Source organism: Thermaerobacter composti (genome assembly GCF_033582035.1).
Lineage (GTDB): Bacteria > Bacillota > Sulfobacillia > Thermaerobacterales > Thermaerobacteraceae > Thermaerobacter > Thermaerobacter composti.
Genome location: NZ_CP132508.1, coordinates 1003604 through 1016930, shown reverse-complemented (window position 1 = coordinate 1016930; position 13327 = coordinate 1003604). Strand labels below are relative to the sequence as shown.

The window sequence follows — 13327 nt, the reverse complement described above, 5'->3', positions numbered from 1 at the left end:
CCCGCGCCGCCGGCCCTGCGCGCCCAGCCGACGCTTCGCTCCTATGGACGCTTCGCTCCTATTATAGAAGACCCGGCCGGCCCGCAGCCATGGCCGGCGCCGGTGGCTGCGATTGACGGCGTGGACCGCCCGCCGGAGGCAGCACACTACCCTCAGGCCCTGCCGCGCAGCAGGGTCGGGAGGGATCCTCCATGGGCCGACGGCGCCTGATGTCCGACGCCCTCCGGGCGGACCTGGCGCGCGACCTCGGCATCGACCAGGTGGTCGCCCGCGAGGGTTGGGGCGCGGTGTCCGCCCGGGAGTGCGGACGCCTGGTGCAACAGGCGATCCTGCGGGCCGAACGGATGCTGGCGCAGCAGCCGTCGGCAGCCGGCCCGGGGATGCGTTCCCCGGGGGACCGACGACGCCCGCCCCTCCCGTCCACCCGCCTTCTACGCCGACCCCCGGCCGCGTATGGTAAGGCGGGTGGGCGGGAGGTCGTGGCAGATTGGGGCAACCGGACCTGGTCCTGCTGGCGATCCTCGGGCTTGGGGCCTTGGGGCGCAACCCCCTGGTGACCGCGGCGGCGGGGATCCTCTTGCTCCTCCGGCTCCTGGGGCTGGCGTGGGTCCTGCCGCTGGTCGAGCAGCACGCCATGTCCCTGGGCCTGATCCTCTTGATCGTCGCCGTCCTCATCCCCTTCGCCGACGGCCAAGTCACCCTCCAGCAGACCGTCCAGAGCTTCACCCGCGGCGGCCTGGCGGGCTACGCCGGGCTAGTGGCGGGCTTCATCGCGGCGGTCCTGGGGGCGCGGGGCATCGCGCTGCTCGAGCAGAATCCCCACGTCATCATCGGCCTCATCTTCGGCACGCTGGTCGGCGTGGCCTTCTTCCAGGGCATCCCGGTCGGCCCGCTGACGGCGGCGGGGTTCGCCGCCGTCCTGCTGGAGCTGTTCACCCTGTTGCGCCGCGGTTTCTGACGGCCGGGCCGTCCGACGGGCGGACCGCCCGCCGCCCGTGCCCTCCCCTCCCACCGCGGACCGCGGTTCATCGGCGGCTGCGGTACAGGGCGTACATGCCGATCCCCACCAGGTAGAGGCCGAAGAGGCGGCGCAGCAGCTCGCCGGACACGTCGACGGCGAGCCTCGCGCCGAGCGCCGCACCCACCGCGCTGCCCGCCGCGATCCGCAGCGCCAGGCGCCAGCGCAGGAAGCCCTGGCGCCAGTGGACCCACGCAGCCACCGCCGCCACCACCGGGAAGGTGGCGAGGACGACCCCCTGCGCCACGTGCTGGGGGACCCCGACGACGAGCACCAGCGCGGGGACCAGGAGCGATCCGCCGCCGATGGACATCCCGCTGAGGATGCCCGTGGCGACCGCGATCAAGCTCGGCCAGGGAACGCCCAATCGACCCCACCCCTCGCCCCGGCGACGCGGCGGGGACCCTGCGTGAGTGCGCGCCCGCGCGGTGCGGGGGCCCCGTGGCCCGTCCCCGCCCCTCTTCACGCCCACGCCACGCCCCGCCGGCAGTGCACCCTGTGGCACACCCCGTCGGCGCCGCACCCCGTCCCTCTAGCCCCAGATCAGCATCCGCAAGCCCAGCGCCAAAAGGAAAGCGCCGTACAGGCGCCGCAGGCCACGGGGTCGCAGGTACGCCATCCAGCGGGCCCCCAGGGCCGCCCCGATCACCCCGCCGGCGGCCACTTGCGCGGCCAGGGACGGGTCGACCATCCCCCGGGTCGCGTAGACGCCGGCGCTGATCAGGGAGGTCAGCCCTACCACGAGGATCGACGTGCCATGGGCTCGGTGGTCCGGGACCCCGAACCAGTACACCAGGGCCGGTACCAACAGGGTTCCGCCGCCCACCCCGAGCAGCCCGTTGACGCCACCGACGACGACCCCGGCCACCCACGGTGCCCAACCCGACAACCGTCGGCGGGTGGGCCGCTCCCGGCGGTCGAGCCGGTCGGCGCCGGCGGCCTGTCGCGCGCCCTCGCCGCCGGCCGGCGCCCCGCGACGGCCACGGCGCCTCCGCGCCTCCGCGCCCGGGCCGGCGGCCGAACGCGGCGCACCGATCCACCCCGGCCCCCCACCCGACGCCGTCGTCGGGGCCGTCCGGGCCGAGGAGGTGAAGGTCCGTGGCGGCGTCAGCGGTGGGGTCGATGCGCCCGACCTCCTGTGGTCCCTCCACCCGCTCCTGGCGTCCCGCCCATCGGGGGCCATGCCCGGTCTTGCCCCCCCAATCCTTACCGGACGAACCGGCGGGCCCTCCGCCGGCCGAACGGGCCGCGCGGCCCTGCGGGCATCCACCGCCGGGCTTAATTTGCGCCCATCGGCATCGGGAGGTGCGCGGCTGCTCATCCGTCGTCGAGCCCCTGCACGCGCCCTGCGGCCATGGCACACTGGAACGGGAGGACGGATCGCAGGCGTGGACCGGCCGCGCCCGGCGCGGTGGACGGCGGTCCACCCAGGAGGTGAGGGACGCGGTGACGCAGGACGGCGCATCGAGCCGGTCGGATCGGCCCGCCGACATCGCGGGCGATGCAGCCCCGACCGACTTGGCTCGGGTCGAGGTCACCGTGCACGGGCACGTGCAGGGCGTCGGCTACCGGGCCTTCGCGCGCAGCCGTGCCCTGGCCCTCGGGCTGCGAGGGTGGGCGCGCAACGAACCCGACGGCACCGTGACCGTTCTCGCCGAGGGCGAGCGCGCGGCGCTGGACGCGTTCATCGAGGCGTTGCGCCAGGGCCCACCCGCCGCACAGGTCCAAGGCCTCGAGGTGCGCTGGGGCGCCGCCCGCGGCCTGTCAGCGGGGTTCGGCATCCGGTGAGCGGAGGGGCCGGGCCCGGGACAGACGCCGCGGCCACGATCCGGACCTCACCGCGGGTTCGGCATCCAGCGAGCCGAGGGGACGGGCCCGGGGTACACGCTGCAGCCACGATCCGGCCCCCCGCGGGGTTCGGCATCCAGCGAGCCGAGGGGCCGCGGCGGCTGCTGCCCACCGGTGCGCATGCAGCGCCCCGCGGGCACGCCAGCCCCTGGACGGCCGCTGCCGGGCGTGGCATGGCGACTCAGGGGCGGCCGGTGACGGGGCCGGCGCGCCGTCCCCGCCACCGGCCCCCGGGCCGTCCCCCGGCACCCTTGGCATCCGGCCGGCAGGCCCAGCGGCGTGGCGATCCATCCCCCGGGCCGCGGCCGGTGCACGGCGGGCACACATCCCGGGCCCCCCGCGGGCAGGCTAGGAGCGGGGGGTGATCCCGTGTCCAAGCCGCGGCATCGCGACGGCGGACAGGCCGCGGAGCGGCAGCGCGAAGAGGGTCGGCCGGCGTCGTCCCCCAATCCGGCGGCCGACGGCGGGCTGAACCCGCTGACCACGGGGGCCGCCGATGGCTGGGGCCCGGCGTGGGTCCGCCCAGGCGAAGGGGAGGGGGTCGACACGCCGGCACCGTACAATCCGCTGTCCAACAGCGCGGGCTTCCAGCCCTTCGCCACCCGTGCCGAGCGGTTCGGGGCCGCCCCGCAGGCCTCCCGGGACGACCCGGAGGGGGCCGGCGTGGTGGCACCCGCCCCGTCGACGCCGCCGGCGCCCCGGCCGCCGCGTCGCCGCGAAGCCGGCGACGCCCGCCGCGGGCCCTCGGCGCCGCGCTGAGGTTGGCGTGGGGGACCGGCTCCGCCAGCGGCGGAGCCGGTCCCCCATCGGTTCGTGCCGCCCCGACCGCGGGGTCGTCGACGATGGGCTGTCCCCAGGGCTTCGGGGCCATCCGCAAGGGCTCCGGCCCACCGGACCGAGACCGCTTCGGCCCATCGGACCGAGACCTTGGATCATCGCTGGGCCATCGGCCGATCCGTCCGGGATGGCTTCATGGACCGCGTGCGGGCTTCGGCGTGCAGGGCGCGGCCAAGGCTCCAATCCGGTCCGATCTCGACCCTATTCCTCGCCCCTCCTCGGGGTACGCGGGTTCACCGTCGAGCCACCGTGGGGCTCGACCCGGCCGGTCTCCAAGGCGCCCGGGCGGGTTGCTCTCGCCGCGGCGTTCGGCCCCGATTGGAGACCGCCCGAGGGACATGGGGATTGAGTGAAGGCCCACCAGATCGGCGGGGCATGGCGGACGGGCGCGGCGAACGCGGCCTTGGACGCGGCGCAAGACGGCCAGCCGCGCGGAACCGTGCGACGGTGACCTCCTGCGGGGGCTCTGGACGCGGCGACCGAGGGCCACCCGCGGAACCGTGCGGCGGTCTCCTGCGCAGGGCCTTGGACGCAGCGAAGGACGGCCACTCGCGCGAGTGCGGCGGCCTCCTGCGCTAGCCCCCGCCACCTCCGCCGCCCCCGCCGCCGCCCATGCCGCCTCCTCCCGCGCCACCGGCCCCCCCGCCGGCCCCGCCACCCCCCGCGGCACCGCTCAGCATCTGTTGCAGCTGCATGGTCACCGCCTGCCGGATCAGCTGCTGCCCCTGGGGCGACCGCAGGAACGACTGCACACCCGTCTGCATCGCCGCCTGGCCCTGGGGCGAGGCGGCCACCGTCTTGAGCTGCTCGACCAGCTGCTTCTGCCCCTCGGGGGTCAACAGGACCTGCTGGGCCGCCAGCGCCTGCACCTGCTGGGTGATGATCTGCTGGATCTGGGCCTGCATCTCGGGGCTCTGCAGCTCCTGGCGGACGGCGGAGCGCACCTCCTCGGGCGACGGCTTGGCCTGGGCACCACCTCCGCCGCCACCCCCCATGGCACAGCCGCCCAGCCAGAGCCCTGCCAGGACGACCCCGGCCATGGCGGCGGCCCGGACGCTGCCGCGGGAACCGACGACCCCCCGCAGCTGCCCTCGTCCCGCGCGGTCCCGGGCCCGTTTCCCGCCCCATCCATCCAGCCCTTGGCGGAGCGCTTCCGTTGCCCGCACGACGGCGGAATCCCCCCTCGCGCGCTGCGCACCCCTCGTCCGTCGGCCCCTTGCTCGCCGCCCGCCCCCCGGCACAGCCATGGGATGGAACCCACGGGTGCGATGGACCGCGCCGGTTCGCACGGGTGATGAAACGCATCGGGTCGGCGGATCGCTCCGGCCCGGCGAGCCGGGATGCGCTTCGCCGATGCGCTTCGCCGGATGCCCCATCGCGGGCGCTGCCCGCCCGGCGCGGGGACGACCGGCCCCCGCCCGATCCCCGGCGGCTCCGGTGCTCCGCGGCGCCGGCCCGACCCGGGGCACCGATCCTAACCTCTCTCCGGGAGCCCAAAGTATGCGCGGGCGGAGGGCCGCGCCGGTGCGGCGCCCTGTCGACCCGTCGATCGACCCCGGTGTCTTCGCAGCCGGCGGACAACCCGCCGGCTCCTGGGGTGCGGCGCCAAGTCGCCCTGTCGACCGACCCCGGTCGCTCGCGGCGTCGGCGGCGCCCCGCAGGTCCGCCATGTCCGCGGGAGGCCACCCGCGAGGGGATCCCCCACCGCCACCCATTGCCCTCGCGCCGGGTGCAGCCCACCACCCCCGCGCCGGGTGCAGGGTCACCCGGCGCGGCGTGGGCGCCGGCCTCGGGGACACGGCGACGGCCTCGCCGGCGGACGGGGGCGGCAGCCGTCCCGGGCGGCGGGGCCCAGGCGGGTTCATCCCGGGTGGTTCCTGACAGGCGGTTCGTCCAGGGCGGTCGGTGAAGGCCGGTTCGTCAAGGCCGGTTCGTCCCGGGACGAAGCCGGCCCCCGGCCGAGGGGTGCGGCCCCCGCCCGAAGGGGGGGACGGACCTCCGAACCGGGAGCCGCCCCTCCTCCCAGGAGGCGGCGGTAGGCGGGTTCGAGGTACCGGGTGTAGAGGTCGGGCCGCAGGTACGCCGGAAACGCGACGCGCTGGCGGTACTCCCGCAGCCGCACCAGGTCGAGGTCGGCCCAGACCACCTCGGCCCGGTCCCAGGTACGGGCCTGGGCGAGGACGCCGTCACCCGCGGGGGTCAGGGCGAGGGGGGCGTAGACGGCGGCGCGACCCGTCAGCTCGAACCCCAGGAGCCGGCCCACCAGGGCGGGGACGATGCCGTAGACCGGGGTCTCCTGGACCCGCGCCCAGGTGCCGCGCCGGGCATGCCACTCGTTGTAGGGCTCGGGGTTCGCGATGGGCACTACCACGATCTCAGCGCCCTTGAGCGCCAGCAACCGGAAGGTCTCGAAGTAGGTGGCGTCCATGCAGACGGGGATGCCGATCTTGCCCAGCAGGGTGTCGTAGACCTCGAGGGCGTCGCCGGAGCAGAGGCCCCACTCCGCCTCCAGCGGCAGCAGGTGGACCTTGGCGTGGCGTCCCACCAGCCGCCCGTCGGGACCGTAGAGGAAGCCGACGTTGTAGAGGTCGCGGCCCTGGGGCAGCATGACGCTGCCTGCGTGGACGAACACGCCGTGGGCGCGGGCCAGGGTCGCGAAGGTCGTGTGGTGGATGCGCGCCACCGCCGGCCCGAGGAAGCGCAACACGTCAGCGACGGCCACGTCGCCCAGCTCCGCGAGGGCCGCCTCGGCCGACGGCGCCTGGGCCAGGCGATCGAAGCCGGGCAGCAGCCCGAGGAGCGCCAGCCCCACGTCCTCCGGGAACGCCACCAGCTGGGCGCCCTCCGCCACCGCCCGTGCCAGCGGGTCGGCCACCCAGCGGACGAACTCCTCCGGGCGCTGCACGGGGGAGAGCTCCAGCTGCACGGCCGCCACCCGCACCCGCGCCGGGTCAAGCTTGTGCAGGTTGGCGCTGCGGCGGATCCCCATGGCGGCGATGGTCCGCCGCAGGGGACCGCGCCGGGCGGTCCAGCGCAACACCAGCCGGAAGGCCTGCTGCTGGAGGATCGGCCAAAGACCGCGGGCCATCGGGTGTCCCTCCTCCCGCCGCTCGTGCCAGAGCCAGCCGGTCGTATCCGGGTGCCCGGGCCGGGGTCAGCCGGTCGTCTCCCGCTGGGCCGGCCGGGGTCAGCCGGTCGTCGAGCCCCCGTCCCCCGGCTCCACCGAGGGGTCACCGGACGGCCTGCGGCGGCGACGGCGCCGCCGGCGCCGTCGCCGCCGGCCGCCGGCGGGCCCCACCACCGTGGGCTCATCTCCATGCCCCGCATCGCGGGGTTCGGGATGGCGCCGCCGCCGGCCGCCCGGCCCCGAGCCGCCGGGGCCCGGCGGCTCGGCCCCCGAGGACGGCCCGACGTCCCCCGCGGCCGCCCGGGAAGCCTCGGGAGGCGTCTGCGGGGAGGCTTGCGGGCAGGCTGGCCCGGAAGCCTGCGAGGAAGTCGACGAAGCCCTCCAGGAAGCCGACGAGGAACCCGACGAGGAACCCGACGAGGAACCCGAAGGGGAACCCGTCGGTGGCGCCGCCTCCTCCGACGCCCGCTTGGACGCCCCGTCGGCAGCACCTGAAGCCCCTTCGGGAGCACCCTCCGCCGCGGGCACCTTCCCCGAAGCCCCCGCCGCCGCCCCGCGCCCGCCCTCTCCGAGGATCCCGCCGGGGGCCGCCGGCCTGGGCGGTGGGGACGTCCCGGCCGGCCACCGCGTGCCGGCCTGGGAGGACGGCGCATCTTGGCTGGACGTCTCCTGCCCGGACGGCGCTCCCGTGCCAGGCTCCCGCTCGCCCGTCGGCCGGTCTCCCGCCGGCCGGCCTCGAGCCGGTCGGCCTCCTGCCGGCGAGGACGCTGCGCCTCGCGGCGGCCGTCCACCCTGGGCGGGTGCCCCCTCCACCGCCTCCGGGCCGTCGGGCGCCCCACCGTCCCCAGCAGCCGCCGCCAGCCCGGGGCGACGGGCGTCGTCCGGCCCAGCGCCCGCCGGCGGGGCGCTGGCCCGAGCACCCCGCCCGCGGCGCCGACGACGACGGCGCCGGGCCGGTTCGTCCGCTGGGGACCGGCCGTCGGCCGCCTCCCCCGGGACGAGCGCCGGGCCCGAACGCGCCGCCCGCTGGACGCCTCCGTCCCCGGCCGGCGGTTCGGCCCCCGTCGACCGCGACACAGCGAGCGCCGCCGCGGCCGCGCCCGCACCCGCACCCGCGCGGCGTCCCGCCTCCACCCCCTGCGGTCGTCCCGCCGGCATCTCGCGTCCCGCCCCTACAGCCTCCGCTCCTGGCTCCGCCGCACCATCTCCGTCCGCCACGGACGCCGTCGCCAGCCGGCGGTAGGCGGGCAACAGGTCGCGCAGATAGAGGGCGGGGCGGAGGTGGCGATCCAGGGGATAGGCGGCGCGGATCGCGTCCAGCGGCCCGGGCTCCAGCACCGTCGCCACGGGCCGCTCGCCGTCCTCGCGGGCCAGCCAGCCCCGCCCGCCGGGCGTGATCTCGCAGGGGGCGAAGACGGCCGCCCGGGGGACCAGCGGCTTGCCCCCCAACTCGCCCGCCGGCGTGACGTGGATCCAGTAGATCTGGGTCTGCTGCACCACCTGCCAGGGACCTGCGATGGCGTCCCAGGACGAGGCGGGCTCCAGCCGGTGGCCGGGGTGGATCACCAGGCGCGTCCCCTGCAGGCTCGCCCAACGCCCCACCTCCGGCACCCAGCCGTCTTCGTGCACGACCAGCGCCGCCGGCCACCCCTCGATGGTGAAGGGGCTCCAGTCGTCGCCGGGGACCAGCTGCACCGGCGCATCCGCGGCCAGGCGGTGCAGCTGGGGCTGGCGCGCCAGCCGCCGCCCGTCCGGGCCGAAGCAGAGGCCGACGTGCTCGATCCCGTCGGGGTGGGGGAGCACCACCGTCCCGGGGCAGAGATAGATCCCCAGCGTGCGCGCCACCTCCGCGGACCAGGCCTCCCAGGCCTCGGCCGCATCTTCGCCGTAGCGCCGCGCCAGGGCCGCCAGCCGCCCGTCCCAGCGCGGCGGCTCCCCGGCCAGGGCGGCCAGCGGCAGCAGGCCGGCCAGCCCCGGAAGCACCACGAGACCCGCCGCGCGGCGCCCGGCGGGAAGGAGGGGACGCCCCTTGCCACCGTGTCCCGCGGCGATTCGCACCGAGGCGGGGGTGCCGGCGGAGGGACCGCCGGCGGCTCTGCGGGCACCCGTGCCCTCCGGGGCGGCGCTTCCCCCCAGGGCCCGCTCCGCTGGGGCGGCCTCTCCCCCGGCTCCGGCGGCCCCGGTCGTCGCCGGAGGACGGGGTGGTGCCGCGGCTGCGCCGCTCGGCGCCGATGCCCGCTCCGACCGCCCGGCGGTCGGCGGGCCGGGATCCGGGGAGCGCGCCGCTGCATCGGGCGCGTCGGACGCGGTCAGCAACCGGTAACCGGTCAGCGCCGCGGCCCACAGCCGCTCCCGTGCTGCCTCCAGGTGCGTCACCGCTTCGAGCCGGAGCGGAACGGCTGCCACGCGCAGCGGGCGCATCCTCGGCCCCCTCCTCTGGCACGTCGACCGGAAGGCCCTCGGGGCGACGACCGGAGCCCCTGGCGCCGCTGCCGGAGGAGGCCCCCTCCTCCGGAGCGCGGCCCGCGGCTGCCAGAGGAGGTCCCATCCTCCGGAGCGCCGCCCCCGGCTGCCGGAGCGGCCGGCGCCGCCTCCCCGGGAGCCAGCCTCCCGCACCCTGGGTGGGACATCCTCGCCGCCGACGCCCCCACCTCGGCGGACCGACCGCGCCGACCACCTTCGGTCTCCCGGCCGAGACCGACGCTGCCGGTGGAGACGTCTCCACCCCGGCGAACCGACCGCGCCGACCACGGCCCTACCCTACCAGGCCGACCAGCCCGGCGACGCATCCCCTTGGCGGGATGGCCGTCTCCCGGCGGGTCCGACCCGTCAGATCGCCGCCCCTCGGGGTCCTCGCCGCGCCGCCAGGTCGGGGAATCGCGGACGCCGCCGGGGGAGGGCGCCCGCCGCGGGGTGCATCCGGCCGCGGCCGGAGCGCCGCCGGTCCCTCACACCAGGCCGGGGAAGCCGTGCTGCCGATACGCCTCGTAGAGGACGAGGGCGACGGTGCTGGCCAGGTTGAGGGAGCGCAGGCCCGGCCGCATGGGCACCCGCAGGACCGGGCCCGGCCGTTGGCGGATGAACTCCCGCGGCAGGCCTCGCGACTCGCTCCCGAAGACCAGGACGTCCCCGGGCGCGAAGGCGAGATCGCTGTAGCGGACCGGCCCGTCGGGCTCCAGGTAGCAGAAGCGCGCCTCCGGCAGCGCGGCCAGCAGCTCGTCCCACGTGTCGTGGACCCGCCACTCCACGTGCTCCCAGTAGTCCATGCCCGCCCGGCGGAGCATCCGGTCGCTGAGGCGGAAGCCCAGGGGCCGGACCAGGTGCAGCCGGGCGCCCGTCACCGCACACGTGCGGGCGACGTTCCCCGTGTTGGGCGCGATCTCGGGCGCCACCAGCACGACGTCGAACATCCGGAACCCGTGACCCCCCGGTCGGCCGGCGGCGGGGCATCGTCCCGTCTCCCCACTTCGCCAGCAGCGGGGCGGCTCCTCGTCCCGCGCCGGCCGGCACGCCCGGCGCTGCCGTCCGCGTCCCGCCGGCGATCCCCGCCGGCGCACGGGCCCGCGGGGTCGGTCCCGACACATCGGGCACGACGGGGCAGCGGGCAGGCCCCGGGAAGGGGCAGGACCACCGGCCGCCGGCGGGCGATGGCGCGGTACAGGGCCGGCCCGAGGCCGAGTCCCTGGAGGACGGCCAGCAACGGCACCGTCGGCCAGAGCAGCGGCAGCCGCTGGGCGATGGCCCGGACCGCCGCGAAGCCGTGGTACCACGTGCCGGAGGGGTGCGCGCGGGCCAAGAGCTCCTGCTCCGCCCGGGCCATGGCCACGGCGTCCACCGGAGGCGACCCCCCGGGGACAGCCCCGGCCTCCCCCCGACTCCCAGCCGCGGCCCCCGGGTGGAGGGAGGGGCGATCGGGGCGGAAGGACCGGAGGTCCAGGCGGCCCAGCCAGTCCAGGCGCCGACACCACGCGGCGGCCCGCACGCACCACGGGCACCATCCGTCGTAGTAGACGGTGAGCCGTTCCATGGGCACCGCGCCCCCCTCTGGAGGCTCAGCCGTTACCTGAAACATCATCCTCTGTTTCAGGCAGCCGATCCTTGCGGATCGGCGGTGCCGGTCTTACCCGGCCATGCGCCGGTGCCGGCTTCCCGCTTCCTCCGCGATCGCCTGCCTTGTGGCAGGTCTTCCATCCCGTCCACGGGCGTTTTGCGTCTCCGGGCCACTCCCGGCGACGGCGGCCGCCAGGGCCGCGAGATTCCGCGCCGCGTTTTCGTCCCGGTCGAGCACAAGCGCGCATTCCTCAGAGCGGAAAACGCGCTGCGAAAGCGGCAGCGACGGCTTGGCCGCGCCACACCGCGAACAATGTCGACGCCGACGAGCTTCCAGGGGAACCGGGGGCGGCCTGGCGGCCGCTCCACCTCGCAGGTGAAGCTGACGAACCACCGGCCCCCTTCCCGGGCGACCGTGGCGGACAGGATGCGGGCTGTCCCCGCTTCGATGCGTCGGAGCAGGGCCGTGGTGGTCTCGTGGGTCTTCACCCGCCCGATCCGGGGCAGCACGACGTGGCTCTTGTCGTCCACCCGCATCGCGCCGGTGGTGAACCGCACGGACTCCCGCCCCCGCCCCTTCTTCCGAAAGCGCGGGAATGCAACCCGGCGCCCCTTGCGTTCACCCTTGCGGCTCTTGGACTCGTTCTGAAGGGCCCGGGCGAGTCCGTCCAGACCGCAGGCGTAGGCTTCCTTCGAGTTCGCCCGCCACCAGGGGGCGACGCGGTGCTTTTGCCGGTTCCACTCCCGTCGCAAGGCGGGGAGGGTCCAGGGCACCTCCACATCCTCGCCCCGGGCACGGGCTTCCAGGCGCTCCTTCACCAGGGCGAGGCCCCAGTTGAAGGCGACTGCGGGCGCCCACGTGGGAGGCCAGCGCCCGCTGCTGGCGGGGCGTAGGATCCAACGCGAAGCGGTACGCTTGAAGAACCTTCATTCGGCGTCGCCCCGACGGGCTGCAGCCAGGGCCCGCGCTAGGTGGTGGTGGAAAAGTTCGCGGCCGGACCGGCCGGCCCTGGTAACCCTTTACAAAAGAGGTCACCGGTGGCCCCCCTTCCGGTTGGACAAGAGCTCTAAAGACCCCTTGAAGGGAGGGCAGCCACCGGTGACCGCTGACTTCACGATGGCACTTCTCGAGCTTTTGCGCAAACACCGATGCGAGCCCGCAGCCGATGCCTTGCGGGAAAGATTGCGCTGGCTGGCCCAACCGCTCATGGAGCTCGAAGTGGGCGAACTCGCTGGCGCTCAGCGGTACTAGCGGACGGAAATGCAGAAGGCGTACCGAAACTGCCATCGCTTCTGGCCCTAGATACCCGCGTGGGCACCCTCGAGCTACGAATTCCAAAATCTTGCCAGGACAACGACTGTTCCAGCCTGCTGGAGCCGCGCCGGCGGGCAGAACGGGCCCTGGGCGCCGTGGTGCAGGGGGCCGATGTCCGAGTTGTCAGCACCCGGAAGGTACATGAGCTGGCCGTACATGACCTGGCCCCGGCTTTGGACCTGATCGAGCGCTTCCAGAACCGCCTCGAATGTTGCCGGATTGGTTCCGGATGCCTACTCGGTTCCCGATGGTGCTCCTCGTCAAAACAAACCTGCAACGAAGCCGACCGTGGGTTCACGGCGGATCTTAGGCTTTCTTTATAAGCATATACGCTGTAGACGGCGATGGCCAAGGCGCAGTAAACAAGGGGTCCGTGTCACGTTCCGGTGGGTACCCCCAGCGGTGAATCGGCTGTCAAGCCACCAGTGCGTGGACATGGGCCAGGTCGCGCAGCACCTGGACCCACGGTTTGTCCGCATGCGACCCGGTGATCGCCGGGATGCGGGCACGCAGCCAACGGGCTGGGTCCTCCTCAAGCTGACGAATCCCTCGTTGAACGGCCTGGCGTGTCGCCTGCCGCACGCCGGGCGAAATCTGCAGGGGTCGGCCGCCGAGCGCACCAGTAGGGGTCCACGCGCTCGCTCAAGCGCCGCGCCAAGGGGTCGGCGCCGCGTTCACTCCAACGCGCCCCATACCGTTTCATCCGTCGCGCAAGGACGTGAAAGACCTCCGCTTCGATCGCCCCCAGCCGCGGCGCATCCCCAGAAGCCACAATCCCGTCCCCGTGCTCCCGCAAGGAGCCGCGCAGCCGCAACAAGCGCTCCCGCGCCGGACCACGCCGCCCCCGGAGCGTCTGGCGAAGCGCCGCCTCCACGCCCGCCCAATCCCCCGCTTCGATGGCCCGGCACACCTGGGCGTACGTCTCCTCGGAAGGCGATCACGCCTCCCGCAGGGCTCGCCGTAGGTGGAACGGATGCAGCCGGTAACACGTGCGGGGGAAGGACTGCAACCCGTGCTTGACCCAATGCACCCCAGGCGCACTAGACGGGGCACAGCCACAGGACGTTTATATCGATTCTTTATATTGACTAGAAGTCTTCATCCACATAGGATGTACTTGGCAATGTCCAGC

The 13327-nt window shown here is 75.3% G+C and carries 12 protein-coding genes and 1 pseudogene; 4 read left to right on the top strand and 9 right to left on the bottom strand.

Features of this window, described 5'->3' with window-relative positions; genetic code table 11:
- The first annotated feature begins 487 nt into the window (after positions 1 to 487).
- Positions 488 to 958 (top strand): DUF441 domain-containing protein, encoded by a 471-nt coding sequence (locus Q5761_RS03970; RefSeq protein WP_318751294.1) that lies wholly within the window; start codon positions 488 to 490, stop codon positions 956 to 958.
- 67 nt (positions 959 to 1025) lie between these two features.
- Here the strand turns inward: Q5761_RS03970 and Q5761_RS03965 are convergent, their stop codons facing one another.
- Positions 1026 to 1385 carry a sulfite exporter TauE/SafE family protein gene (locus tag Q5761_RS03965; RefSeq protein ID WP_135225183.1) on the bottom strand — a complete coding sequence of 120 codons (360 nt, stop codon included), beginning with the start codon at positions 1383 to 1385 and terminating at the stop codon, positions 1026 to 1028.
- Positions 1386 to 1550: 165 nt separating this feature from the next.
- The gene (locus Q5761_RS12380) at positions 1551 to 1886 is read right to left on the bottom strand and encodes a sulfite exporter TauE/SafE family protein (protein ID WP_243123244.1); all 336 of its coding nucleotides are present in this window, start codon (positions 1884 to 1886) and stop codon (positions 1551 to 1553) included.
- Positions 1887 to 2464: 578 nt separating this feature from the next.
- Here Q5761_RS12380 and Q5761_RS03955 point away from each other — a divergent pair.
- Entirely contained in the window at positions 2465 to 2806 is a 342-nt protein-coding gene (locus Q5761_RS03955; protein WP_318751293.1) for an acylphosphatase, read from the top strand.
- A gap of 429 nt (positions 2807 to 3235) precedes the next feature.
- Positions 3236 to 3625, top strand: coding sequence for a cell division protein FtsI (locus Q5761_RS03950; RefSeq protein ID WP_207669852.1), 390 nt, complete (start codon positions 3236 to 3238; stop codon positions 3623 to 3625).
- A 653-nt stretch (positions 3626 to 4278) separates the two neighbouring features.
- On the opposite strand, the gene Q5761_RS03945 is transcribed toward Q5761_RS03950, so the two are convergent.
- The 6 genes from Q5761_RS03945 to Q5761_RS12375 all read right to left on the bottom strand — a co-directional run bounded on the left by Q5761_RS03945 (position 4279) and on the right by Q5761_RS12375 (position 11811).
- Positions 4279 to 4869, bottom strand: coding sequence for a hypothetical protein (locus tag Q5761_RS03945; protein WP_318751292.1), 591 nt, complete (start codon positions 4867 to 4869; stop codon positions 4279 to 4281).
- Between the two features lie 695 nt (positions 4870 to 5564).
- The gene (locus tag Q5761_RS03940; protein ID WP_318751291.1) at positions 5565 to 6791 is read right to left on the bottom strand and encodes a nitrilase-related carbon-nitrogen hydrolase; all 1227 of its coding nucleotides are present in this window, start codon (positions 6789 to 6791) and stop codon (positions 5565 to 5567) included.
- A 99-nt stretch (positions 6792 to 6890) separates the two neighbouring features.
- Positions 6891 to 9251, bottom strand: a complete 2361-nt coding sequence (locus tag Q5761_RS03935; protein WP_318751290.1) for a hypothetical protein — start codon at positions 9249 to 9251, stop codon at positions 6891 to 6893.
- Between the two features lie 527 nt (positions 9252 to 9778).
- A complete protein-coding gene (locus tag Q5761_RS03930; RefSeq protein ID WP_135225180.1) occupies positions 9779 to 10240 on the bottom strand; it encodes a tRNA (cytidine(34)-2'-O)-methyltransferase in 462 nt (153 codons plus the stop codon).
- A 710-nt stretch (positions 10241 to 10950) separates the two neighbouring features.
- Positions 10951 to 11274: a zinc ribbon domain-containing protein gene (locus Q5761_RS03925; RefSeq protein WP_318751289.1), complete on the bottom strand. Its 324-nt coding sequence runs from the start codon at positions 11272 to 11274 to the stop codon at positions 10951 to 10953.
- A gap of 225 nt (positions 11275 to 11499) precedes the next feature.
- On the bottom strand, positions 11500 to 11811 hold the full coding sequence (locus tag Q5761_RS12375) for a helix-turn-helix domain-containing protein (protein WP_413084562.1): 312 nt from the start codon (positions 11809 to 11811) through the stop codon (positions 11500 to 11502).
- A 168-nt stretch (positions 11812 to 11979) separates the two neighbouring features.
- Here Q5761_RS12375 and Q5761_RS03920 point away from each other — a divergent pair.
- Positions 11980 to 12398, top strand: a pseudogene (locus tag Q5761_RS03920) (transposase); the annotation flags it as partial.
- Between the two features lie 329 nt (positions 12399 to 12727).
- Here the strand turns inward: Q5761_RS03920 and Q5761_RS03915 are convergent.
- Entirely contained in the window at positions 12728 to 13105 is a 378-nt protein-coding gene (locus tag Q5761_RS03915) for a hypothetical protein (RefSeq protein WP_318751288.1), read from the bottom strand.
- Positions 13106 to 13327: the final 222 nt, after the last annotated feature.

Coding starts and splice junctions, on each gene's coding strand:
- Q5761_RS03935 (WP_318751290.1), bottom strand. CDS start 9,251: ATGCGCCCGCTGCGCGTGGCAGCCGTTCCGCTCCGGCTCGAAGCGGTG.
- Q5761_RS03930 (WP_135225180.1), bottom strand. CDS start 10,240: ATGTTCGACGTCGTGCTGGTGGCGCCCGAGATCGCGCCCAACACGGGG.
- Q5761_RS03940 (WP_318751291.1), bottom strand. CDS start 6,791: ATGGCCCGCGGTCTTTGGCCGATCCTCCAGCAGCAGGCCTTCCGGCTG.
- Q5761_RS12375 (WP_413084562.1), bottom strand. CDS start 11,811: ATGAAGGTTCTTCAAGCGTACCGCTTCGCGTTGGATCCTACGCCCCGC.